Genomic DNA, 21,165 nt, shown 5'->3' with positions numbered 1-21,165 from the left:
TTTAATTGTTATAATTCTCAAAGTCAAATTCTTCCTTGTCACGCCAGATGACATTGATTTTCTTCTTGAGCCACGGCAACCGTATCTGTCGATATGACCACGGCAGGGTATCCAGCAGGATGTCGTAGGAACGGTTTTCCACATACAGCACCCATTTGTCTTCACGCTGTTCCAGTTTGCCCGGACGTTCGATGAAACTATGCTGGAAACCTTTTACCGAGGTATTCTTCAGCTTGTCCCAGTTCGACTTCACTCCCGAAAGCATGGATTCTACGGTCTGTATTTCCTGACTGGTCAGGGTCAATGTTTTCGGTAAAGGCACATAGAACGGGCATCCGGTAAGAATGCGGTTGAATGCCAGTTCCTGTTCCTTGTATTCACGAGGCTCTCCCGTAACAATCCGCTGCAGGATAAAGATGGCGCGGATCCGGGCTTCGGCATCCTTCAGGTCTTTCTTGCCGTCTTCTTTTTCTTCCAGCAAGCCAAGCATTCCAAACAGGCGCGTGAACCAAACAGCCAGCAAGCACAGTCCGGCATTCGGCACTTCGATGTATTCCGGCAGTACGGATTCTTCCAACGCCTGTTCCGCATCGGTCAGGTGCAGTTCCTCTTCCACAATCTTAACAACCGCTTCCAGTGCGGTTTTCCTTTCGGCAGGTAGTGGTGATTCCGTCTGTTTTTCTTCTTCCGGTTCTTTCTGTTCCGACCTGTTTTCAACTCCTGAGCCGGTGGACCGTTCACGGATGTACTCCGGCATTCCGTTTTCCCATGAGAGGGCAATGACATTCTCCAGATACTTCTTGACGATGTCCGAAGCGTTGCCGTAACGGATGCGTTCTATAGGATAAGAAGCCACAAACCGTACCAGTCCTTCAGCAAGTACTTTATTTTCTATTCCGTATTTTTCCGAAACCGTTCCGACTGTCCGCCCCAAGGTGTCTCCCAGAGAGAGAGACATGCCGGAAATCATTTCCAGCCAATCTTCAACACCAAGCCATTCACTCCATTGAGCGGAAGCGACATGCCTCCTGCCGGGAGTACTGACGGTCGAATACCGTACCAGTTTCCAGAGCAGTTCCGGTTGCCAGCGGGCATAATGGCGTAATATCTGTGATTTTTCCGTATCACTGACAGACGGGGACAACAACCATGTCGCCCATTCATCGAAGAGTGTTTCGTCCTGTCCGGTTCCGGAAACGTCGAAAGAGAGTGAAGCTGCTTTCTGTTCGGATGTACTCTTGTTTTCAGTATCCTCCAAGGGTGTTTCCGGCGTGATTATACGAACAGTCTGTCGTTCTATTGTTTTCCATTGACCGCGGTCTGCATCCGTATATTCTCTGTTCCCAGTCAGGATATGATGAAGGTGGCGCAGGAAAAGGGAAACGGTCGCTTCCACATTCATTATTCCCATGTCTACTCTTGCCGTCATCATGCGGAGCGTGGCTTTCGCAACGGACTGTTCCCATTCTTCGCTACCGCCTGTAAACAATACGTTACCAGGCAATACTGTATTTATCGCTCCGATGGTTTGGAACAACCTTTCTGACAACATGGAATCTGACTGTCCGAGAAGATAAAGCAAGGCATCCTTGCCGATGATTTCAGCCCACAGTTCAACAGTGCCTTCATCCAAGGTGACGGTTTCCCGAAGCAGACGTATTGCTTCTTTGGGCGAATCATTCATATAATGACGGAACACCTCACTTTTCAATGCGGATGTGTATGTACCGTCTCGCAACCAGCCGGTCAGTCCGGTCATGTCGTTTACATATTGTTCAAATGCGGTTCGTGTCTCATTCAAGGCAATCCTGTCAGGATTGTCATCCTCCGGAATCCGGTGTAAAGCGGTATTTGTATTAGTCGGATTGCCGTAGTGAACATCCGATGCAGGCCATTCAGAAGTCCGGTCCTCCGAACGGATGTATCTCCATGTCCGGACCAATAAGGACAATAGAAAGTTGTCTTCCAAGTCCGGAAGGGTTCTTATCGTATTGGAGTCGTGATATGTCCTTTCATTATCCGCTACTGCCGTATCGGGAATACGTAACAATCGGCTGATCAGTGATTCGAGAACCGTCTTTATGTTGTTGCTGTCATTGCCGGTCACGGCAGAAAGCAACCGTACAACCGCATCGTTCGCCGATATGGAAACTGTCCTGATATCCCATGAAGCGAGTGACCGGAATAGTGAATGCCATACGTCTTTTACAGGACGTGACACAAGTACTGCTACTGTCTCGATATGCTGTACAAGCCATCCGATAAAGCGTACGGCATCCGTCCCGGCTTTTGGGCTGTAAACCTGTCCGGCGAGCCTCATGATGAGGTTACGTAATGCTGTCCTGTCAAGCAGGGCGAAGACGGTATCCGACAGTTTCTCCGACAGCAAGACAGAAACCAGTTCGTTTTCCTTGCCCCGATAAATGTCGAACCATTGCAGTACAAATATCTTCTTTGCCTGTTCCGGTATGCTGTTGTCCGAAAGGACGGTCTTTAGGGAAGTGATTATCTTCCCAGCCTGATTATCCATGCGGGAACGGTCTTTCGTAATGTCCGTAAACCCTGATTCGGACATGCCGGCAGCTTCCAGGATTCCGGCATATACATCGTCATCGGACGGAAGTTCCCGTCCGGTTACTTCTTTATAAAACAATCCGGACAGCATCCGCATCCGGGCCGAAGCGGAATCCGAATCCGGGTATGCACCCATGGAAATCCCTTGCCATACGGCCATCTTCAAAGCATTTGTCACCCGGTCTTTTCCGGCATCCCGTAACCACATGACGGATGCGGATGCCTTTTCAACCGTATCAGACAGGACGGCAAGTGTCTCCGCCAGTTGCAGGGAAACATGTCCCGCAAGTCTCATCAAAGCCGTCTGTCCGGTCAGAGCCGCCAGTAAGGACAGATACTTCCTGTCCGGTCGCCCTGTCAGCCACCGTATTAACAGTTCAGGCTTGTCCTGTATCAGCCGTGAGAGCGTTCTGCGCTTCATCCCGTCCGGCAGTTCCGTATTTTCCAGCCATCTGTCGAATGCGCCGTCATTGCGGGCAAGGGCCTCGGGAACCTGGACAGACAAGGATACTTCATCTGCCTTTTCATCAGACGTTGGTCTGCCGGTATGCCCGGCTGTATCTTGTTCTGTCCGAATCAGGGACAGTTGGAGCAATATGTAATACAGTTCCCATACATAGCTGTCGCCGCTTTCGGGAGAGCCGTCCTTGTCCAGCCGCTGGTTATGGTAGATGATGTCAAGCACGGTCAGGTAATAGTCCGCTCCGAACACTTCCAGCAGGAACTGCATGGTCATATCCACTTTTGAAAGATAGACGGGTGAATTTCTCTTATGTATGAAAGTCAGCAGGCTGCGGTTCAGGTAAATCCGGAAATGTGGCTTGTCCCCGAACATGGGCACCCCGTTGAATGGGTAATACTCCAGAAGCCATCCGTACAGTCTGTACCAGTATTCCGGCACGCCGATTTCCGCATGGTCTTCCGTTTCGGTGGCCATGATGGACCTGACATGCGGATTTTCCAGCAACTCCGCCATGAAGTCCAGTCTGCCGGAGTCGTGCGAAACATGGATGAACCATACCACACTCTGGGGTACCGTTTCCAGAATCATGGACAGAAGTCTCTGACGTTCGTAGCGACCAAGTGAAAATTCGTGGGAGAACAGCATGGAAAGGAATGAATCGGTTCCTGCCCCGTCAGCCGCACTGAAAAACAACTTTTCAAGCTGGGCGCTGTCCAGTCGGGTAAACAGCCTCGCCAGTACATGGGGATGTTCCATCAGGGGGAACAGCCGGTTTCCGTACCCCATATCCATGTATTTGCGGAGTTCTTCATACAGGTCGAAGTCCGGCCTTTCCCATTCCGGCAGGCAGAAACCGTGCTCCAGATAATGCAGCAGGTTTTCAAAACGTCTTGTACGGGCATTTCCGGCCGAGACAGACTCCGGAATATCCGTCCGTAAAATTTCCTTATATGACAAGAATTTCTTTTCCAGCTCTTCGCGGAACCTGACAGGAAAAACTTCAAGGAACCGTTCCTGAGGTATGCTTCCCAGATCCAATTCCAGGGTGGGAATTTCCAGGCAGGTCTCCATGTCATCGTATGCGGCGAAGAATTCTTCCAGAATGTCCGTCACACAGTGTCGGCAGAACCCGTCCCAGTCCGCATAAAGGTTTCTGGCAAACATTTCGTCCGCCATCCTGAACCTGAACGATATTTTGTCAATCACTGTCATACGTCTCTGTGTTATATCCTATCCCTGTCCCTGTTTTTCTATTATATCCATCATCGTTTTCTGCAGGAGCGGTTTCAGGTCTTCGGGCAACCTGCCAGCCAAGCAGTCGTGCCATTTCCTGTAACATTCCTCAAACCGTTGCATCTGCGAGGAGCGTAGCCAGCAGGTTTCCATCTTCAGATGGGCCGGCAGTACCGACCGTGCCAGTTGCGTACAGGCATCCCTGAAGCGCATGGAACGTGTTCTGGCCGTCCATCCGGTGAACACCAACAGTACCGTCAGCGGTTCGGCGGGGTCGAACAGGCTCTTTTCCACCACATATACGGCCTCGCATTGCCGGTTCAGGTCACGCAGGTAACGGCACAGGGTATTGGCCCATCCCCGGAGTCTCTGCTTGTCGTCCGAACGACCGAGGTTCATACGCAGACGTTCTTCCCGTCCCTGGAATACAAGAAGCCATTCTCCGTTGCCCACTTTCACCAGATTGTAGGCACTCAGGCGGATTCCTTCGCGGAAGAGCGAGCCGCTGATCCAGTTGGAATTGAATATCGGCAGGTGACGCCTCAATTCTTCATCGCGTTCCAGTTTTTCCGCTTCCGTCTTGGGCGGCTCATCCGGTTCGATTGCTTCCACTGTGTCGGTAACGAAAAGGGAATCGTCAATCATGGCCGAGTTCATCAGTTCACGGACGCGCTGTCCTTTCTCACCGTCACCCATCAGAATCAGGTTATGCCCGGGAAGTACGTTGCCTACGGAAATCTCCTCGTCGCAGTTGAAGTCCAGCAGGAGGGAAAGATAGCGTTTTATCGTCGGTATGTTTTCTCCACCGTATGCTCCCGTGATGTCCATTCCCCGTGAACGGTAACGTGTCAGCCTCGGCAGTTCCCTCAGGAAGGCCATCCGTCGGCGCAGCCTGCCGCTTTCCGTACGGCTGTAGTAATCGAATTCCCTGAGCCATACGGGGGCACTGTCTACACCGTATAATCCGTCGAGGAAATCCATGTATTCGTTTTTCAGGTCTGCCACTTTCCGGAACTTGTCCCTGACCTTACGCATGTCAAGTTCCTCATCCGGAAGCGTGGGGATGCGTCCGGGGGTATCGGTGTCTCTCAGGGAAAGCACGCTTTTCAGCCCGTCCAGTTCTTCCAGACCGCGTTTCATCAGCAGGTCGAACAGCCTGAGATAGCTGCCGAAGTTCACCGCTTCCGCCCTTTCCTTCCCGTCCGTACCGCTCATGAAATCCGCATCGGCGGTATGGTAACACTTGGGAAGTTCCCGGCTTACCGGATAATGGCCATATACATTCCTATAGTGGGCTTTTCGCACCAACTCCTGCACGGACGTATCTCCGTGCATGTCATTCATGCCACGGCCCTTTTCCTGCATGAAGTGCCGCATACGCAAGGTGGAGCGCATGAAATACATGGCTTTCAGCCTCTCCTTGAACTCGTCCACATCGGCATAGACCTGTTCATCTCGCACTTTCACCTTCACGTTCCGGAAATCGTCCGGAATCAGAAGCATATATCCGTCGCTGAAGTCCGTTACAGGGTGTCCGTCCCTGTCCTTGAACCAGCAGGTCTTGAAGTCCCTGAGACCTTCGATACCGTAAAGTATCCAATAGAGTTCCCGCTCCGTATTCACCTGGTCGGGAATCACTACCCGTACATCCTTTACCGGACCGTCATACCAGACATCGGGGCTGCACGTTTCCCCGGAATGTCCGGAACCGTCCATTTCCAGTTGTACCGAACCGGAAAGATACTGCATGGCATTCCAATAAATCTGTACCAGTATCTCGGTAGCGTTATATCCGGGCAATATCTCGAATTCGGTTTCAAAAGTCAATTCCTTCGGGTGTTCCACTTCCACTTTGCCGATGTTCTCGCACAAGTTGCGGTGTCTGTTCAGGAAACTCCTCACGCGGTTGACAATACCGTTCTCATCCTCAAAGAAAGGGGAAAGGCGGAGCGTGAAATCGTAGGCACGGGCTTCACGGTCTGTCTTCACGGTCACATTCTGCACCATCGGGAAACGGGCAAGGACAAGCCTGCGGTAATCATCGGCCGTGACGGGAGTCGTAGGATAGACCTCGGAAGCCGGGAACAGACCGTATCTGCCCACCTGCCATGTCCCGTCCGTATCAGTCAGGTAATCCTCCAGGTCGAAATCCAGTTTATAGTCAATTTCCGTCAAGGCATAGTTCACCGTGTCGGCCACGGTCACTCCGGGATCATGGGGATTGTAGTCGGTCCACACTTCTCCTGAAATGCGCTGAAGCTCTTCAAGCGTTTTCCGTTGGAGGACGGTATAAAGATCGTCCCCTTCCGGCCGGGTTATATATAATGATTTGTCAGCCATCCTGTCTGAAATTAGGTTTTACATATCCCACAAAGTCTCTATCCGGCAGGAAATGTACTCCTCGCCGTACCTGTTCCGACAGCTTTTCATCTGCAGATACAGCTTGCGGTCCTGTATCTGCCAGCGTATCTTGATTTTACCGGACCATCCCCACCAGTGTCTCCTGCGGGACGACATCTTGCGGCGCGTACCGTCCGAATGGGAAGCGGTAGCTTCGCAAAAGGCATATTTCCCGGAACGCGGATGATGCCAGCAGGCGGAAATGCGGTACACCCTGCATCCGTCACTCTTCCTTTTCACGGCGGCCTCTACGGGCAGGTCGTGCCAGTAGCCGTCGGCCTTCACCTTCACGATACCGTCGCTGTCCGGCACGCTCTCTTCCTTCGGTTCTTTCCGGTCTTCTCCACTGCCGTTGTCCTTTCGTTCCTGCATGGCCACACTTCCGTCCTTTCCGATAATCAGGAACTTCACCCCCTGTCCGTTACTGATGACCAGTGAACCGTCGTCTGCCAGCGAGATTCGCCACAAGGGTTTTGTATCCGGCAATACGGGCTGTCTGCTGAACAGCGAAGCAAGAACCCGTCCGTTGCCGGCAGGGTACAATATCAGTCCGTCGTCCTCGGAGGCGGTCAGACATCCGTCATCGTTGATGTTGTGCAACGAATCGATCAGGGCGGCAAACTGTTCTTCAGTTGGAACCCGACCTTTTTGAAAGTACGACTTGAGCGTCTCCCTGTTTTTATGCCTGTTATCCATGGTGTGTCCTATTATTTGTTATCAATTATCTTATCACAAAATCATCGCCGATACGTGCCTCTTCCACCCCGGATCGGTTTTCTGTCAGGTCGATATGGATATCCTTGACATACAGCACTCCGCCAATGGTCGAAGCGATGTACCAGAGGTCATTTTCGGCTGTTTCATTCCGGGCTCCATCGACTCTCAGCAAGATGGTCTCCGTGACGGCCTCGTCGTTGCCCACACGGGCCAGCAGAGCTTCGTAAGAGAATTTCAGTGCCAGGTCAGGAAGGGTGCCGTCCTCCAGCCAGGTACAGAAAAATCTCCTGATGCGGCGTTTCAGCCTGCGCCGCACTTCGCCTATGTCCTGCACTCCTTGACGGACTACTGCCTTGAAGGTGACATCTATCGGCTCGTAAACCGGATTGATGACCCTTATCCGGGCGAACGGGGAGGATTTCGAGCGGAGGTAATCTTCCATCTCGGCGAGTTTCCACAGCGGAAGGAGCGGATAGGTACGTCTGGCAGGTTTAGGGAATACCACCACCGTCACGTTGCCTTCCTGTCCGGAGGAAGGAATACAGCAGGCCTTTTCAATATCGGAGAACTTTTCAATGACTAACGCCTCGTAGTCGCCTGGGCATACGGCCCTGCCACGGGTGGAGATACGGATACGTTCACGGATATGGGAGACTGCAGCTGTTTCGGCAGGTATGCCCCCGTAGCCCGGAAGCGGCTGTTCCACACCGGCAATACGGCTGTCTTCCGCAAGCGTGGAGCTAATGGTGCCTGCCGGCAATGGGTTCCCGTCGCCGTTTTCCGCTGTCACATGGAAGCAGTTCATCCAGACGCCTTCTACTGCCGTATCCGTTGGGGCACTTCCTTCGGGGAAATGGAACATCAGCCATGCCCTGTCGTCTTCTCCGTGTTCAGGGCATTGCACCTCGATGAATCCGCTCCGTGTCAGACCTTCCGTTTCTTCGCACAGGATATATTCCTGCGGGAGTTCCTTCCATCCCTCACCGTGCCGGTAACAGGAAACGGCCATACGTCCGCTTCCGTTCCTGCCTGTACAGTTAGCGACCTTGTCGCCGGTCATGACATATCTCAGGCTGAAGCAAAGTCTGATATGTGCCGTGTCACCCAGCCGGGTAAACCCGAGAACCAGTGAAGGCACTGCCATGGCAGGGACAAAAAGAGGCAGCGAGTCACCGTCCGCACTGGTGTATTCATCGCATCCGGCCGTTTCGGACACCTGAAGCAGATGTGACGTACCTGTGTCACCCGGTATGAACGTCTCGTCCGATTCATATCCGAAAGAGGCTTCCGCCAGCAGAGGGACCTGCGGCATTTCCGGTACGGGAATGTGATGTTTTTCCTTTTCCTTGCCATTGTGCATCATGGCTGCCGCATAGAGCGTATAATAATCATTCACGCCGAAGCCGATTTCGGGAGATTCCAGCGTGAGACGGTAAAGCCCTTTTCTGTCGTGTGCGTCCGCATAACCGGCAGATCCGTCCAGGTTCAGTTCCATTACGGCGCGGTCGGACAATGCACCATTGTCTGCCGTCCTGAACAGTTGGATGGGAGAACCCGTACACGGACGCCACCGGTTGCCTGCCAGCCATTCACATCCTATCTTGAAACTGCTGTTGCTGATGGCGGTCTGTGTGCCGTAGTGGAGGTATATCTCCCGATAGCTTTTTTCCGGCAGTCGGTTCCATATTCCTTTCAGAGACACCCTGACAATATTCTTCAATGCCGTTTCCGGATGGCCGAACACGAGCCTGCTGCCACGTTCTCCCAACGGGCCGAAGGGATAGAACGGTTGTCCCGGATCCATATCTCCCAGGTCGCCACGCAGAATGAATCCTTTCATGCCTTCCACTCTGGTCCGGATACGTATGTTCCGGATGCGTAATCCTTCCGGCAGGGTGTCTGTCTTGCTCCGGTCCGCAAAAAGGACCTTGACAGCCGGATATTCCGTATCGAGCCCGTGGATATCCCCGACGCACGGTGCCGGACACGGGTCATCTTCTTCGAATGAAAAGGTAAATTCAAGCACATCTCCACCGGCCCTGTATGCCGGCTTGCTTGTCAGCGGCATCCAGCCTTCCTCGCTGCTGACAAAGAGCCTGAATGAGGGGACATCTTCCTCCTCCCCGGTCCAGAGGCCGGAAAGCGATGCTCCGTCGTCGTTCCGTAAATAAAATCCGAGTTCCACGTCGCGCCTGCCCTCCGATAGAACGAGGCTTCGTGAAACGACCAGCCACCCGTATTCGAGTTCCTCGGATGCGGCATTGCTGTCGGGGAAAAGAGAGAAGACAGGATTCTCTGCCGTGAGCAGGGACATCGTGTGATACTTTCCGTCCTTGCGGAATACAGACTGTACAGACGCCAGGTTGCCGGGGACAACGTACGCCTTTTCATCGAGCCTGTAGAGCAGGTCATCGCCTCCGGATGTCTTACCTGCCGGAAAAACGGTTCCTTTGGGTAGCGAGAAAGTTTCCGTTGTCCGGTTCCTGTCCGGAATTACAGTGACGTAAGTACCGTCCTGTACGGCTCCTTTCGGCTTGTCATGCAGAATCTCCCTGCGGTAGAATTCCGTCCAGTCCGAAAATCTGCCGTTGAAATTCGAGACAATTCCGCAATAGTTCCGTACCATGGTCAGCAACAAGGCGAGCGAAGCATCCATGTCGCCTCCTGATTCTATGCGGGCCATGTAAGTGTCCGCCTTTGCCTGTATATCCTCCAGGACACCCAGCATCTGGTAATACGGCTGGCTTCTGTTGTCCATGAACGAAGGCATGCTGCGCATCCGCTTTTCCTCTTTTCTCGAAGGGAGTGCGGATTCGAGTCTTTCCTTGATTTCCAAGGCCACCAACATCGCAGGACTGTCAGAGCTGTAGCCGTGTGACATACGGATGAAACGGTCCAGACGCAATATCCAGTCCGTACAATTGTTCATCAGCTTCCGTGTGAACCACTTTTGGGCAGAGGTGCCCTGTCCTTCCACGAAAGAAGTGATGTAGCTGCCGAGGTGCTTGCGGACAATCTCCACCAGCACGACCAGCACATGGTCTTTCCACAGGCAGGAAAGGCGGTCCGTCTCTTTGCCGTCGGCGTCCCGTAACGGCAGGTCGCCGCTTACGGACATGAGCCAGCGGAACAGCTCATGCCAGTCACATTCCAAGGCACGGAAACCATCCAAGGTTGCGGTATCCTTCATACATTCTTCCCGCAACGTGCCTTTCAGTTCGTATGTCGTCTTTTCTGCCATAGGGTCAACTTTATCGGATTCGTACTTTCAATGCTTGCTCACAGTCCGACAAGGTCCGTTCCTTCATTCAGGTAAAAGGGATAGACCATGTTGGTACGGCGGTTTGTCTGATGGATGGTATAGTCGAGGCAAATCTTCAGGATGCCTGCTTTCTGATCCACCTCGAAATCCACCCGGTTCAGATCCACGCGCGGCTCGAACATCACCACGGAACGCTCTATCTCATCGCGCAGCAGGGTCTGTGTGGAGACATCCATAATCTCGAATACATATCGCCGTATCGGACAGCCGTAGCCGTAGCGGTGGACGCGTTCGCCGGGCGAAGTGCTCAGCAGCGTCCACAGACTCTGGCGGATGTTCTCCTCATAGGCGGCCATCTTGGTGGGAGTGCCGTCCTTATCTAATGCCGGAGGAAAGCTCCAGCCGTTACCGAGGAATGCCCTGTTTTCGTTCATATTTCGTTCTATATAGTGTTACTATTTCATTTATTCTCAAATCTTGTTCTTGGCAGACTGGAAAAAGGAAACCGCCTGCCTTTTGCGGTTGTTCGCAAAAGAACAAGCGGAATAATGGAATTGTGTAAATGTTTGTTTGGGCTACAACTTCGATAAAAAACTGCTTTTGCAGTGTCAGCCCCTGTCGTCCTTACCGGAAGGCAAACCTCGGATTTCCTGTTTTATATGGGCTTTAACCTTTTGTCTGTCAAGCTACAAAAGCAATGCTTTTATTTCGCATTGCTAATATTTAACGAATATTCTTCCATTATTCCTTTTTCCTGTATATCAAAGAACGCTGTTGCTTTGTGGTTACGGATTACAAATCCTGATACTCATTGCCGTCGGATTGCAAATCCGACGGGACGGGAAAAATGATTTATTCAACTCAATATATACGCCATCGCCCAAAACCATCTCGGAAAACCTTATTATGAAAATCTTGTTCATAAAATTTCCAATTATTGTAAGTTCCATTCCACCCTCTATTAATTATTTTATTTTGAGGAAATACATGATTAACAATATCACCTAGTCCACCATTTTGTCTAGCTAAAGCATGACCAGCATCCCATCGTGTTCCTGGAATTACAGGATTTTGTACTTGAAGTATAGGACTTCTATAAATATGTCCAACGTCATTCAATGCATCCGCTTGGTTAGTATATGTCACATATACTAAGTTAAAATTATTCGGAGCAATCATATTATTGTTAACATGATTTCTTGTAACCGGATTAGTTTTTGTTCCTCTTCCTAATTCGTTACTATCAATGACATATTCAAAAGGGAATCCTCCTGTATGAATGTCATACCGCAAGCATTGTAATAATGTGTTTTTTGTATTCATTCGTTTTCTTTCGATATTCCCCGTAGATTCAATTATTCGTCTGAGAGCCTCCTTATTTTGTCTTGCTGCGTACATATCTATCAAATTTTTAAGATTATTACTCAATTAAAACACTTTAGCTTCACCGCCTTCGTTGTTGCTGCCGGAGGATGACGTTGTTACCGTGCCCTTGTCAATGCTCTGTTCCACCTTGTTGGCGGCATCATGCATCTTTTGCTTGGGCGTGAAAATGATTTTCGGGGCCTTCAGCGCATTTTTTACGGTGACCTCCGCAGCAATCATCCTCCTATCTGTACCGTGGGGCATCCGGCTACGATGACGCCGCCGTGTGCCGTCGTGTCACCCATGCGGGCGGCAGGCTTCCCACCTATAAAGACCGTTGCGGAGCCTTTGACAATCGTGTCTGGAGGACCGGTGCAGACGCATAAATCGCCTACGACTGCCGCAGGCAGTTTACCGATCAATACGTTGGGTACTCCGGGTCCTGTGATAGGGCCGCCCACATGCGGTATCGGCGATGGGAATGCCGGAGTCTGCATGGGACAGGTGTGCATGTCTGTAAGTCTTGCTGCCGGTGGCATATTGTCCTCCTTTCTTTTTTAGTTGATCATTACCATCGCACCTTTAATGGTGGTCTGGCCGCTGGCAGAAACTTCTGCCGTGGCGTTGCCTTTGACGGTAGCGCCTATTTTAGCCTGCACTTTGACATTCAAGCCCTCGAGACTGGCATCCTGCTTGGCTGTGCCGCTGAGTTTCATCGTGGCATCCATTGAAATGTTGCCTTTTGCCGTCAGCTTGATGTCTTTGGCAGACGAGAGCGAGATACCATTCTTGTCCATCTTGACGCTGTTGCCGTTCTGGTCGGACAAGGTGATGGATTTCCCGTCGTCGTTGATTTCCACTTTGTTATTACCGGGTGTGGAGACCGTTATTATTTTCTTCTCCTCGTCGAACTCAATGCGCATTTTCTCGCGTGTGACGAGGGCTTTCCTGTTGTTCTTCGCTTCGTATTCGTAGGGAGGCTTATGCTTGTTCCCGTACAGGCTTCCGAGAATTACCGGGTGCGTCGGGTCGTTGTTCACGAATCCCACCAGCACCTCATCATCCGGCTCGGGAAGCCAGAAGGAACCTGAACCTCCTGTGGCGTAAAGGGTTGACAGGCGTGCCCAAAGCAGTTTTTCCTTGCCGTCCATCCATGGCAGTTCCACCTGTATGCGGCATTGCTTCAGCGGGTCGCCGTCCAGTTTTTTCACCACAGCCGTGTGCAGTCCTTCCATACCCGGAAGCAGCCCTGCTGCCGGCGGACTTACCACATCCGATTCGTCGGTGATGTTGCCGGGACTGATACCTATTCCGGCTTTGGTAATCCACTCGTTCTTCTCGATGATATGGGTTACGGAGCCGATGAAAGCCTTCCCGTTGAACCGTTTGCCGAGACCCTTCAGCTCGATGATACAGCCCGGTATGGCTTCGGCGGCACCATAGAAGCTGAACGTGCCGTGATAACGGGCGAGTCCGGCCTTCAATGCCATGCTGTCCGCCCATGCCTTCAGCACAGAACTGTCGGTCGGGGCATCCGTCTGGAGCAGCATGTTGCCGTCGGCAGAAAGGTCACCCGCCTTCAGGTCGCCCTGGCTGTTCAGTGACGGTGCGGATGCTGATGCCTTGACCTGCTTCTGTTCTTCCGGATTCCATGACACGGCATCATAGCCGGAATACTGGTCGCCTGCCGAAAGTCCGGCATCGAAATCTATCAGGTCGCTGCCGTAGGTGACAGTCAGGACGGGTGATGCGCTTACTTTCGGTTTGAATACCTTGATGTCCTTTCCCACGGTCAGGATGAACATTCCGCAGGCATCGGCACGGGAGAGGGCGAAGTCCCAGTCCGTACAATAGTATTGCACCATTTCAGGATGCTGGTAGTCCGTACTGTCCACCGATACGTTTCCATAATCCTTCAGCACTTCCCTGATCATGTCCGCATCCTTCTTTTTCTCGAAGATACGGTTGTGCCGTCCCTGCGTGGCGGGCCATGCGTTGTCGCGGCACTCCACCACCATCATGGAACGATGTCCCTTCCCGATGCGGATGGCTGTCTGCATGATGATGCCCTCGAACAAGGTCTTCTGGTCGTTCAGGTCGCCCGCGTCAATGCGGATGGCATTTCCGGGCTTGAAACTGTCCGAATCACTCTCATCGAAAGTCTGGGCATCCATGTCCCCGGCGTTGAAGCAGAGGGTGGCCTTGCCGATACGGTTCAGTTCAAGACGTATTTTGACTGAAACGAGTTCGTAGGAACCGTCGAGCCTGGTACCGCCTGCGTAAACTGTCCAGGCAAGGATACGGTCTGCATATTTCGATGGAGAGTCGGCCATATTGTAATATTATTTTCTACTGGTTTACAATAGCTTGTTCATTCTTTTTTGAGCGGCGGGAACAGCAGTTCCGTTCCTGCCGGTATATTCCTGAATCCGTCAAGGTTGTTGAACCTTGCCACTTCACGCACAAGCAGCGAATCACCGTATATCTTGTGACAGAGATAGGGCAGCGTTTCACCTTCTTTCACGGTAATGAGCCGTGACATATCCGGCGACTTTTTGGAGAATTTCTTGCGTTCTTCCTCACTGCTGCGATAGCCCGTGAACGCCAGAGTTACCGATGCCCGTAGAGGAATCCCCTTATTGTCGAAGAGGGTATAATCCACATCCATCTTCTTCACCTGCCCTTTGAATAATACTGCGCCATACAGCACCTTTACATAGGAAGGACGATGACTTTCCGTCTTGTATATATATAGCAGGTTTTCTACTTTCTGTATTTCATTATATACCTGATCGGCCTCCTTGGTCCCTTCCACAATGCCCGTGCAATCGATAGTGAACTTGAACGAGAGATTCTCCGCACGGTAACGGACGAACTTCACATTCCCGCCGATGGTTCCGAGCTGTCGGTCTTCGGCATACTCTATCACTTTATCGAATTTGAACGTATTGGGTTCCAGCAGTGCGTCATAGCTGCCAATCTCACTGCTGTAATTCCCATCCGTATATGCCGTGAATGTCAGATTATTCATTGCTACAGTTTTTTACGATTCAACGTTCTCTTTTTCTGATGTCCGTTGTATGTCCAGGCTCCTCCATTTCGGACAGTTCCTCCAGTACAGCCCGTTTGACAAGTTCCAATGTCTTCGGCGAAATCTCCTCCGGAAGAATGATTTTCTTTTCCACAACCGTACTTACCTGTATTTCCTTAATGATTATCGGCATTATTCACTCCTCCTTAATGATTTATACCGCAAGGTGATGGTTTCAACGGCTACCTTGCTTTCGGATGCATTCAACGGATTGATTGACCATTTAATAGGGAAAGTCCATTCGCAAGTCCACTTTGCAACTATATTATCTTGTTCATCAAGAAGAGAGATAAGTAGTGTACATGGTGTAATTTTAATTCCTTCCTTGAATCTGAAGGCGTTATTGATCCATAAAGAAATATCCTCATTGACGGGTTCAAGCGCACGTTTCAGAATTATATTCGTATATTTCACATCTTCAGGCAGTTCAATATTATCTTCACCTTTTGCAAGCACAAGCTCCTGACTCAAGCCGTCCACTTCCGCAAAGGAGGCGGATGCCTTGTCTCCTCCTTTCCATTGGAAGTCCACCCGGAAGTGGAAGAGTACAGGAGGTTTCCATGTATTTGAGTCAGAAGCCATCCTTGTTCGTTTTTTAAGGTTTACATTATGCCGGTGTCACACCTTCATGGGCGAGTACGATGGTTTCCATTGACACGCCGTTGCCGTCGGCCTTGAAGCCCTCTACGGTATATTTCTTCGGCCAGGCATTGGTGAGTTTCCAGCTCTGTACAGGACTTCCGCTCTCGTCCAGCAGGGCCACTGTGACGCTGGCACGCTTGATGGTGTTCATCTTCACGGTGTTGATCCAGTCCCATAACTTCTTGTCGTCCTTGAACATTGCCTTTTTAAGAGTTACATCACCGCTCTTCTTCAGTCCAGGCATTTTGATTTTGGTGAATCCTGGCATGTCACCTGATCGGTACTCTATTACATCGAACTCCATATCGAGTCCGGACACCTCCTTGCAGGAGATTTTTCCTACCTCGGAGATCTCTACGCTAAAATGAAATTCCGGCACGGGCCACGTGGTAGCGCTCTGTGCTGATCCGTCTTCTGCCATAATATCTTATTTTTTAATGTTTATATATAACTAAATTTACCTGTCATATCAGCTCTTCTGCATCTGCTGCTGGAAGGTGATTTCGATGAACTCGGCCGGACGGGTGATGGCCACCAGTACGGTAACGCGCATGATTCCGTCAAGGATGTCATTCGCTGTCATCGTATCGCCCAGCCCTACATGGATTTCGTAGGCATCTTCCGGAGTGGAACCGGCAAGTCCGCCACGTTTCCATACGCTGCGCAGGAAATTGTCAATCATGGATTTCACATTCATCCAGGTAGCCGCCACATTAGGCTCGAACACATACGCCTTGGCTGCGTTCTTGACCGACTCTTCGAGGAAAATCATCGTACGGCGCACGTTCACATACCGCCAGTCCTGCGAGTTGCCGTCGAGTGTACGGGCTCCCCATACCTTGATGCCTTCGCCCGGGAATGTGCGGATGGCGTTCACCGCCTTACCGTTCATCGGCATGTTCAGGTCTTCCTGCTGTGCGTTGTCGATGTTTTCCGTCGGGCTGTTCACATAGTTGACGGACACGTTTGCAGGAGCCTTCCATACGCCGCGCGTATTGTCCACCATGGTATATAGTCCTGCCATCGCTGCTGACGGAGGAAGGAGGTTCAGCCTGTCTTTCACACGGTTGACAATGTACTGATAGCCCGGAAGGTTCTGCAGCAGGGCATTGTGCAGGTTGTTCTTCATGGCCGCAATTTCGTCCGGCGTGCAGTCCGCAGTCTCGGCAGGTTCCGTTTCCGCTCCGGTTTCGTCTGTCACGGCAGGTTTTACGACCTTCTTGCCGGCGGCGATATCGGAGTAGGTCTCTTCAAAATACTTCGGGAACTTCGAGCCCGGGGCAAAGAACGGTGTCAGGTCCGGTGCGGAAGTGTCCGCCCATACCAGTACGGAACCGTCTATGTCCTTGTCGGAAAGTACGGAGGTATTCAGCCACGGATAATACGCTGCTCCATAGGAAAGGAAGTTCGCTCCCACGTTCGTGCGGAACTTGTCTATCTGTTCCGACATCACCTCGTTGGCCTTGGCCTTGGGCTGTACGTCGAGGATGGCGAAGCGGTTCATCATCTTTCCGCAGTGTGCCAGCATCTGTCCCTGGATGTCCTTGCAGTCCGGTGTGGATGCGGCTTCAGGAACGACAACCATCGTGATTTCCTGTTCCTTCTCCAGTGCGGCGAGCGCCGCCACCACCTTCTCCTTGTCCACCGGCGCACCTTCAGCGTATGTGCCTACAGACACGATGTAGCAGGTGCCGCCACCGTTGGCGAAGAACATCACCATGTTGTAATAGAGTGAGAACGGGTTTTCCGTATCCGCCACTTTGAGGGCTTTCGTGCCGTCCGATGAAGGGATGGAAAAGAGAACCTTCTCATCCTCCGCCGGGGCTTCGCCTACGGAAAGTGTGAATACCGGTGACGGTGCCCCTCCAAAATACTGCTGGAACTCCGTCATGGAAGTGATTTTCCACGGCTTTCCGCTTAATGAATCAGGACCGTTCTGTGCCTTCTCCGTGATGCCGATGAAAGCAGGGATAGCGGTAGCGGCTTCGACTACCGAGTTCGGAAAGGCGCTCTTCTCTACGATGTAAACGCCTGGTGTCTTCATTTGTGCCATACGCTTTTGTTTTAAATAGTTAGACAATCAGTTATCTGGTATATTCAGTTTATTAGAGATAGCAGACCTGCCTGAGCAGGCCCGGTTCCGCATCCAGGAACTTGCCCGGTTCCGGTGGCGGGACGTACTTGAGCAATACCTGCCTGCGTCCGCTCCCTGTTGCAGACGAGAACACCTTGAGCCTGTAGGCATAGTGTTCCTTCATGGGGACAGCCTCCTGTGAAACGGTGCGAAGCACTTCCAGCCCGTATGCTTTGAATGTCTTGAACGGCGTGAACGCCAGCGTGCCGCCCTGTTCTTCCATCCGGCATTGCCTGGGATCAGGGCTGCCTCCATCGCGGGGCACCAGCAGGTATTCCCATTTGCATTGCGGGGCATGGAAACGAAGCGTGCAGGTCTTGTGTTTTTCTTTCTGTGCGGCTGCAAGGATTTTCTCCGTCATCAGGATGCTTACCGAACAGAAGCCGCTGCCGATACGCCTTCTGTCAGCGGATTCGCGGATGGCTTCTGCCGCCTCAACCGTATCGCGTGATGCAGGCAACTCCAGGGTATAGGCATTTTCGGGGCGCAGTGCCGCCCAATCCGTGAACAGGACGAAAGCCGGATCCGTAATGCAGAGTTCCGCTTCGACCTTGTCGGAAGAGGTGTCCACCCCCGCACTGTCGCAGTCATACAACAGTGTCCACTCGTTGACCGCTGTCTGTCTGAACAGCAGTCCTCTTCGCCGGCACAAATCGACCCCACCGGCTTTGAGCCGGAAAGCGAGGGCACGACAGGCAAGATTGTCATAGTAGTCGTGCTCCACACGAAGGCTGTATAACGGTCGATAAGTGCCCATATATCTAACTTTTGATTATATTTATGTTTTCACATCCGTAGTTCCTGCCATGCTGCTGCCGGACATGATTTCGGCGGAATCCACTGTCAGTCCGCGAACCTTGCAGATGAACGAAGGGTAATACTGCCCTCCCATGGTCGTCCAGATGTTGTGCAGATCCGTAGTGGACATGGGGACCAGTTCCAAAGTATAACTTTCATTGCCGACCTCGAACCGAGGCAGCGACTGAATGAAAGTGAGTGCATCGGACAATACTGACAACGCTTCGGCATACCGTTTGTCTTCATATACTGCCGCCATCATGATGTGCATGTTCAGCAGCAGCGGCTGACGTCTGCCGGCATAGCCGGTTGCGGCACGCTGCATATAGCCGCCATCGCCGCTGGCTTCCCGTTCCAGATTAACGAGAGAGACCACCAGCTTGTTGGGGCATTGCTCGCCGGCAGAGCCTATCAGCCCGACCTCGGCCACCCCTTCGGGCTGCCGGTGTGAGCGGGCCAGATATTCATCCAGCCGTGCAGCGTAAGTTGTCAGTATCTTGCGTATCATAAATGCCTAAAATTTACTATTTTATATCCAATCAGCCAAACTTTTGGGCTGCCTTTTTATTGATTTTGCACCAATTCAAGTAATGAATTGACGAGATTAATTTGGTATCGCCAACTTTCATTTTCAGCGGTCAGGGCGTCGTTCATGGCATCCTTGGCTCCTGACCAGTTACCGTCCGTCACCTGTGTGGTTCCGCCGGTGCCTACCTGGTCTTCACCGATGCCTTGTGTCTGGCCGTTGTCTCCCCAGTAGCAGGCGGTGATGATACCGCCACCAGACATGGAGCCCTTGAAGTTCCTTCCCGCCACGCCGCCTGTGGTTCCGGTCGGGCCGCTGACATCTTCCTTGGCATGGTAGCAGGCAGTCAGGATGCCGAAATTGTTGCTTCCCGTTACGCCGCCTACATAGATGGTGCCGCTTCCGCTACCGGTCACGCTGCCCGTGGCATAGCAGGCGGTCAGGGTGCCGCCTCCGTTGTATCCCACCACGCCGCCGGCATGGGAGTTGTTCGTACCGTCATTTTCAACGGTCACGTCGCGCGTGGCGTAGCAGCCGGTCAGGGAGGCCCCACTATTCGTTTCTCCCGCTATGCCGCCGGCAAAGATCACGCCCTTCACTGTGGCCGAGGAGTTGCACCCGGTGATGGAACCGCCCCGTTGAGAGCCCACCACGCCACCTGCGAACGTTGTGCCGCTGACGCTGCCCGACACCGAGCAGTTTTCAATGGTACCCCAGCTATCTCCTGCCACGCCGCCGGCATAGCCCGAACTGTTATCGCTTTCTATCTGTACGCCCTCCAGCACCACGTTCTTCACCGTGCCGCCGGAGCCGATGTAGCCGAACAGACCCGCATATTGGTCACTTCCCGTCACGGTCAGCCCCGTGATGGTCTTGCCATTGCCGTCGAAGGTGCCGGTGTATGCTTTGTTATCATCTTTGCCTATCGGTGTCCAGTCGATGCCCTTCAGGTCGATGTCGGCCGTCAGGGTGATATTGATGCCTAACTTCCATTCTTCGTTCACCAGCTTGGCGATGTTCTTCAGGCCCTCGGTGGAGGTCACGGTGTAGTTGCCCTGTCCGTCGTCGGTATATCCCTTGTCCTTGTTCAGCGTGATGTTGTAGAACTTGCCCGCTTCGGGGGTGATGGCGGCAGAGAGGTTGCGTTCCTCGGTGCCGTTTGCCTGCAGCTTGGTTATCGTGTAGCCGGGCACCACGTTCGCCTCCCAGCAGGTGATGGCGTTGCCGTTTTCGGTGTATTCGCACTTCTTCATCTCTATCCAGCTCTCTTGCGAGCCTTGCACTACCGTGCCCTTTTCATAAGTACACTGTGTGTAGGCATAGAGCTGGAGGCTTTGCACTTCGCCGAGTGCATCGTCCGTGGGTGTCACGCGCACCTTCGCCAGAGCGTGGGTGAAACTCAGGGTGACGGGGGTCTGGTAGTCGCCCGTGCCCGTGGCGCCCAGCAGGTAGGCAAGACTTTGGCTCTGGTCGCCGAGGTCGAGGGTGCCGTCCGTGGCGGGATACCAGGCGGTGACGGTGTGGTCCTCGTCCCTGTCGCTCCAGTACAGGGGTATTTCGGCTTCGGCGGAACCGTCGTCCTGCACGGTGTAGGTGCCGACCTCTCCCTCGCCGTCTATCTGCACGGCGAACTTGTCGTCCGCGTCGAACGTGCTGCTTTTGCCGTCCCCGTCCTCGCTGACGCGCGTCGCCGGTGCGCCCCAGGGCTGTGCCTCGCCGCCCTCCACACTGAGGGTGATGCGGGCTATCTCCAGCGGGTATTGTCCTTCGGGCAGACGGTCGCCGTCCGCCAGTTCGTCCTTCGTGCAGGCAGCCGTGGCAAGGAGCAGTGCGGCTGCGGCGAGAAGTATCCGGATGGAATGTCTTTTCTTCATATCGTGATGTTTTTTATTTGTTTTCGTTTTGTGCTGCCGCCGCCTGCGAAGGCGGCCGTCGCACCATAATATCTATGGGCAGCTCC

17 protein-coding genes are annotated in these 21,165 nt (G+C 52.5%); all 17 read right to left on the bottom strand.

Annotation, left to right across the window (positions count from 1 at the left end; genetic code table 11):
* Nucleotide 1: 1 nt before the first annotated feature.
* The 17 genes from BQ8005_RS15650 to BQ8005_RS15580 all read right to left on the bottom strand — a co-directional run bounded on the left by BQ8005_RS15650 (nucleotide 2) and on the right by BQ8005_RS15580 (nucleotide 21,079).
* On the bottom strand, nucleotides 2-4,249 hold the full coding sequence (locus tag BQ8005_RS15650; protein ID WP_159436281.1) for a contractile injection system tape measure protein: 4,248 nt from the start codon (nucleotides 4,247-4,249) through the stop codon (nucleotides 2-4).
* Nucleotides 4,250-4,267: 18 nt separating this feature from the next.
* Nucleotides 4,268-6,610 (bottom strand): hypothetical protein, encoded by a 2,343-nt coding sequence (locus BQ8005_RS15645; RefSeq protein WP_075318678.1) that lies wholly within the window; start codon nucleotides 6,608-6,610, stop codon nucleotides 4,268-4,270.
* An 18-nt stretch (nucleotides 6,611-6,628) separates the two neighbouring features.
* A complete protein-coding gene (locus tag BQ8005_RS15640; RefSeq protein ID WP_075318677.1) occupies nucleotides 6,629-7,366 on the bottom strand; it encodes a hypothetical protein in 738 nt (245 codons plus the stop codon).
* Nucleotides 7,367-7,391: 25 nt separating this feature from the next.
* A complete protein-coding gene (locus BQ8005_RS15635) occupies nucleotides 7,392-10,628 on the bottom strand; it encodes a baseplate J/gp47 family protein (RefSeq protein WP_075318676.1) in 3,237 nt (1,078 codons plus the stop codon).
* 38 nt (nucleotides 10,629-10,666) lie between these two features.
* Entirely contained in the window at nucleotides 10,667-11,083 is a 417-nt protein-coding gene (locus BQ8005_RS15630; RefSeq protein ID WP_075318675.1) for a GPW/gp25 family protein, read from the bottom strand.
* Nucleotides 11,084-11,510: 427 nt separating this feature from the next.
* On the bottom strand, nucleotides 11,511-12,047 hold the full coding sequence (locus tag BQ8005_RS15625; protein ID WP_075318674.1) for a hypothetical protein: 537 nt from the start codon (nucleotides 12,045-12,047) through the stop codon (nucleotides 11,511-11,513).
* A gap of 30 nt (nucleotides 12,048-12,077) precedes the next feature.
* Entirely contained in the window at nucleotides 12,078-12,254 is a 177-nt protein-coding gene (locus tag BQ8005_RS17465) for a hypothetical protein (RefSeq protein ID WP_159436280.1), read from the bottom strand.
* A complete protein-coding gene (locus BQ8005_RS15620; protein WP_075318673.1) occupies nucleotides 12,251-12,553 on the bottom strand; it encodes a PAAR domain-containing protein in 303 nt (100 codons plus the stop codon). Before BQ8005_RS15620 ends, BQ8005_RS17465 begins: the two co-directional genes overlap by 4 nt.
* An 18-nt stretch (nucleotides 12,554-12,571) precedes the next feature.
* Complete coding sequence (gene vgrG / locus BQ8005_RS15615; RefSeq protein WP_075318672.1) at nucleotides 12,572-14,347, bottom strand: type VI secretion system tip protein VgrG; 1,776 nt, start codon at nucleotides 14,345-14,347, stop codon at nucleotides 12,572-12,574.
* A gap of 38 nt (nucleotides 14,348-14,385) precedes the next feature.
* Nucleotides 14,386-15,045, bottom strand: a complete 660-nt coding sequence (locus BQ8005_RS15610) for a CIS tube protein (RefSeq protein ID WP_075318671.1) — start codon at nucleotides 15,043-15,045, stop codon at nucleotides 14,386-14,388.
* Nucleotides 15,046-15,064: 19 nt separating this feature from the next.
* Nucleotides 15,065-15,238 carry a hypothetical protein gene (locus BQ8005_RS17460; protein ID WP_159436279.1) on the bottom strand — a complete coding sequence of 58 codons (174 nt, stop codon included), beginning with the start codon at nucleotides 15,236-15,238 and terminating at the stop codon, nucleotides 15,065-15,067.
* On the bottom strand, nucleotides 15,238-15,687 hold the full coding sequence (locus BQ8005_RS15605; RefSeq protein WP_075318670.1) for a phage tail protein: 450 nt from the start codon (nucleotides 15,685-15,687) through the stop codon (nucleotides 15,238-15,240). The genes BQ8005_RS17460 and BQ8005_RS15605 overlap by 1 nt, the downstream gene beginning before the upstream one ends.
* A 25-nt stretch (nucleotides 15,688-15,712) precedes the next feature.
* Nucleotides 15,713-16,168 (bottom strand): phage tail protein, encoded by a 456-nt coding sequence (locus BQ8005_RS15600; protein WP_075318669.1) that lies wholly within the window; start codon nucleotides 16,166-16,168, stop codon nucleotides 15,713-15,715.
* A gap of 48 nt (nucleotides 16,169-16,216) precedes the next feature.
* Nucleotides 16,217-17,800: a phage tail sheath family protein gene (locus BQ8005_RS15595; protein ID WP_075318668.1), complete on the bottom strand. Its 1,584-nt coding sequence runs from the start codon at nucleotides 17,798-17,800 to the stop codon at nucleotides 16,217-16,219.
* 52 nt (nucleotides 17,801-17,852) lie between these two features.
* A complete protein-coding gene (locus BQ8005_RS15590; protein ID WP_159436278.1) occupies nucleotides 17,853-18,638 on the bottom strand; it encodes a hypothetical protein in 786 nt (261 codons plus the stop codon).
* Between the two features lie 21 nt (nucleotides 18,639-18,659).
* Entirely contained in the window at nucleotides 18,660-19,187 is a 528-nt protein-coding gene (locus BQ8005_RS15585) for a Pvc16 family protein (protein WP_075318666.1), read from the bottom strand.
* Between the two features lie 56 nt (nucleotides 19,188-19,243).
* Nucleotides 19,244-21,079 carry a GLUG motif-containing protein gene (locus BQ8005_RS15580; protein WP_075318665.1) on the bottom strand — a complete coding sequence of 612 codons (1,836 nt, stop codon included), beginning with the start codon at nucleotides 21,077-21,079 and terminating at the stop codon, nucleotides 19,244-19,246.
* Nucleotides 21,080-21,165: the final 86 nt, after the last annotated feature.

The organism is Bacteroides togonis (assembly GCF_900130135.1).
GTDB lineage: Bacteria > Bacteroidota > Bacteroidia > Bacteroidales > Bacteroidaceae > Bacteroides > Bacteroides pullorum.
Note: the sequence above shows the minus strand (reverse complement) of the source record. Positions and strands in the feature narration are given on the sequence as shown.

Excerpts from the sequence above, each read along its gene's own strand:
- BQ8005_RS15650 (WP_159436281.1), bottom strand. The coding sequence starts at position 4,249 with ATGACAGTGATTGACAAAATATCGTTCAGGTTCAGGATGGCGGACGAA.
- BQ8005_RS15645 (WP_075318678.1), bottom strand. The coding sequence starts at position 6,610 with ATGGCTGACAAATCATTATATATAACCCGGCCGGAAGGGGACGATCTT.
- BQ8005_RS15640 (WP_075318677.1), bottom strand. The coding sequence starts at position 7,366 with ATGGATAACAGGCATAAAAACAGGGAGACGCTCAAGTCGTACTTTCAA.
- BQ8005_RS15635 (WP_075318676.1), bottom strand. The coding sequence starts at position 10,628 with ATGGCAGAAAAGACGACATACGAACTGAAAGGCACGTTGCGGGAAGAA.
- BQ8005_RS15630 (WP_075318675.1), bottom strand. The coding sequence starts at position 11,083 with ATGAACGAAAACAGGGCATTCCTCGGTAACGGCTGGAGCTTTCCTCCG.
- BQ8005_RS15625 (WP_075318674.1), bottom strand. The coding sequence starts at position 12,047 with ATGTACGCAGCAAGACAAAATAAGGAGGCTCTCAGACGAATAATTGAA.
- BQ8005_RS17465 (WP_159436280.1), bottom strand. The coding sequence starts at position 12,254 with ATGATTGCTGCGGAGGTCACCGTAAAAAATGCGCTGAAGGCCCCGAAA.
- BQ8005_RS15620 (WP_075318673.1), bottom strand. The coding sequence starts at position 12,553 with ATGCCACCGGCAGCAAGACTTACAGACATGCACACCTGTCCCATGCAG.
- vgrG (WP_075318672.1), bottom strand. The coding sequence starts at position 14,347 with ATGGCCGACTCTCCATCGAAATATGCAGACCGTATCCTTGCCTGGACA.
- BQ8005_RS15610 (WP_075318671.1), bottom strand. The coding sequence starts at position 15,045 with ATGAATAATCTGACATTCACGGCATATACGGATGGGAATTACAGCAGT.
- BQ8005_RS17460 (WP_159436279.1), bottom strand. The coding sequence starts at position 15,238 with ATGCCGATAATCATTAAGGAAATACAGGTAAGTACGGTTGTGGAAAAG.
- BQ8005_RS15605 (WP_075318670.1), bottom strand. The coding sequence starts at position 15,687 with ATGGCTTCTGACTCAAATACATGGAAACCTCCTGTACTCTTCCACTTC.
- BQ8005_RS15600 (WP_075318669.1), bottom strand. The coding sequence starts at position 16,168 with ATGGCAGAAGACGGATCAGCACAGAGCGCTACCACGTGGCCCGTGCCG.
- BQ8005_RS15595 (WP_075318668.1), bottom strand. The coding sequence starts at position 17,800 with ATGGCACAAATGAAGACACCAGGCGTTTACATCGTAGAGAAGAGCGCC.
- BQ8005_RS15590 (WP_159436278.1), bottom strand. The coding sequence starts at position 18,638 with ATGGGCACTTATCGACCGTTATACAGCCTTCGTGTGGAGCACGACTAC.
- BQ8005_RS15585 (WP_075318666.1), bottom strand. The coding sequence starts at position 19,187 with ATGATACGCAAGATACTGACAACTTACGCTGCACGGCTGGATGAATAT.
- BQ8005_RS15580 (WP_075318665.1), bottom strand. The coding sequence starts at position 21,079 with ATGAAGAAAAGACATTCCATCCGGATACTTCTCGCCGCAGCCGCACTG.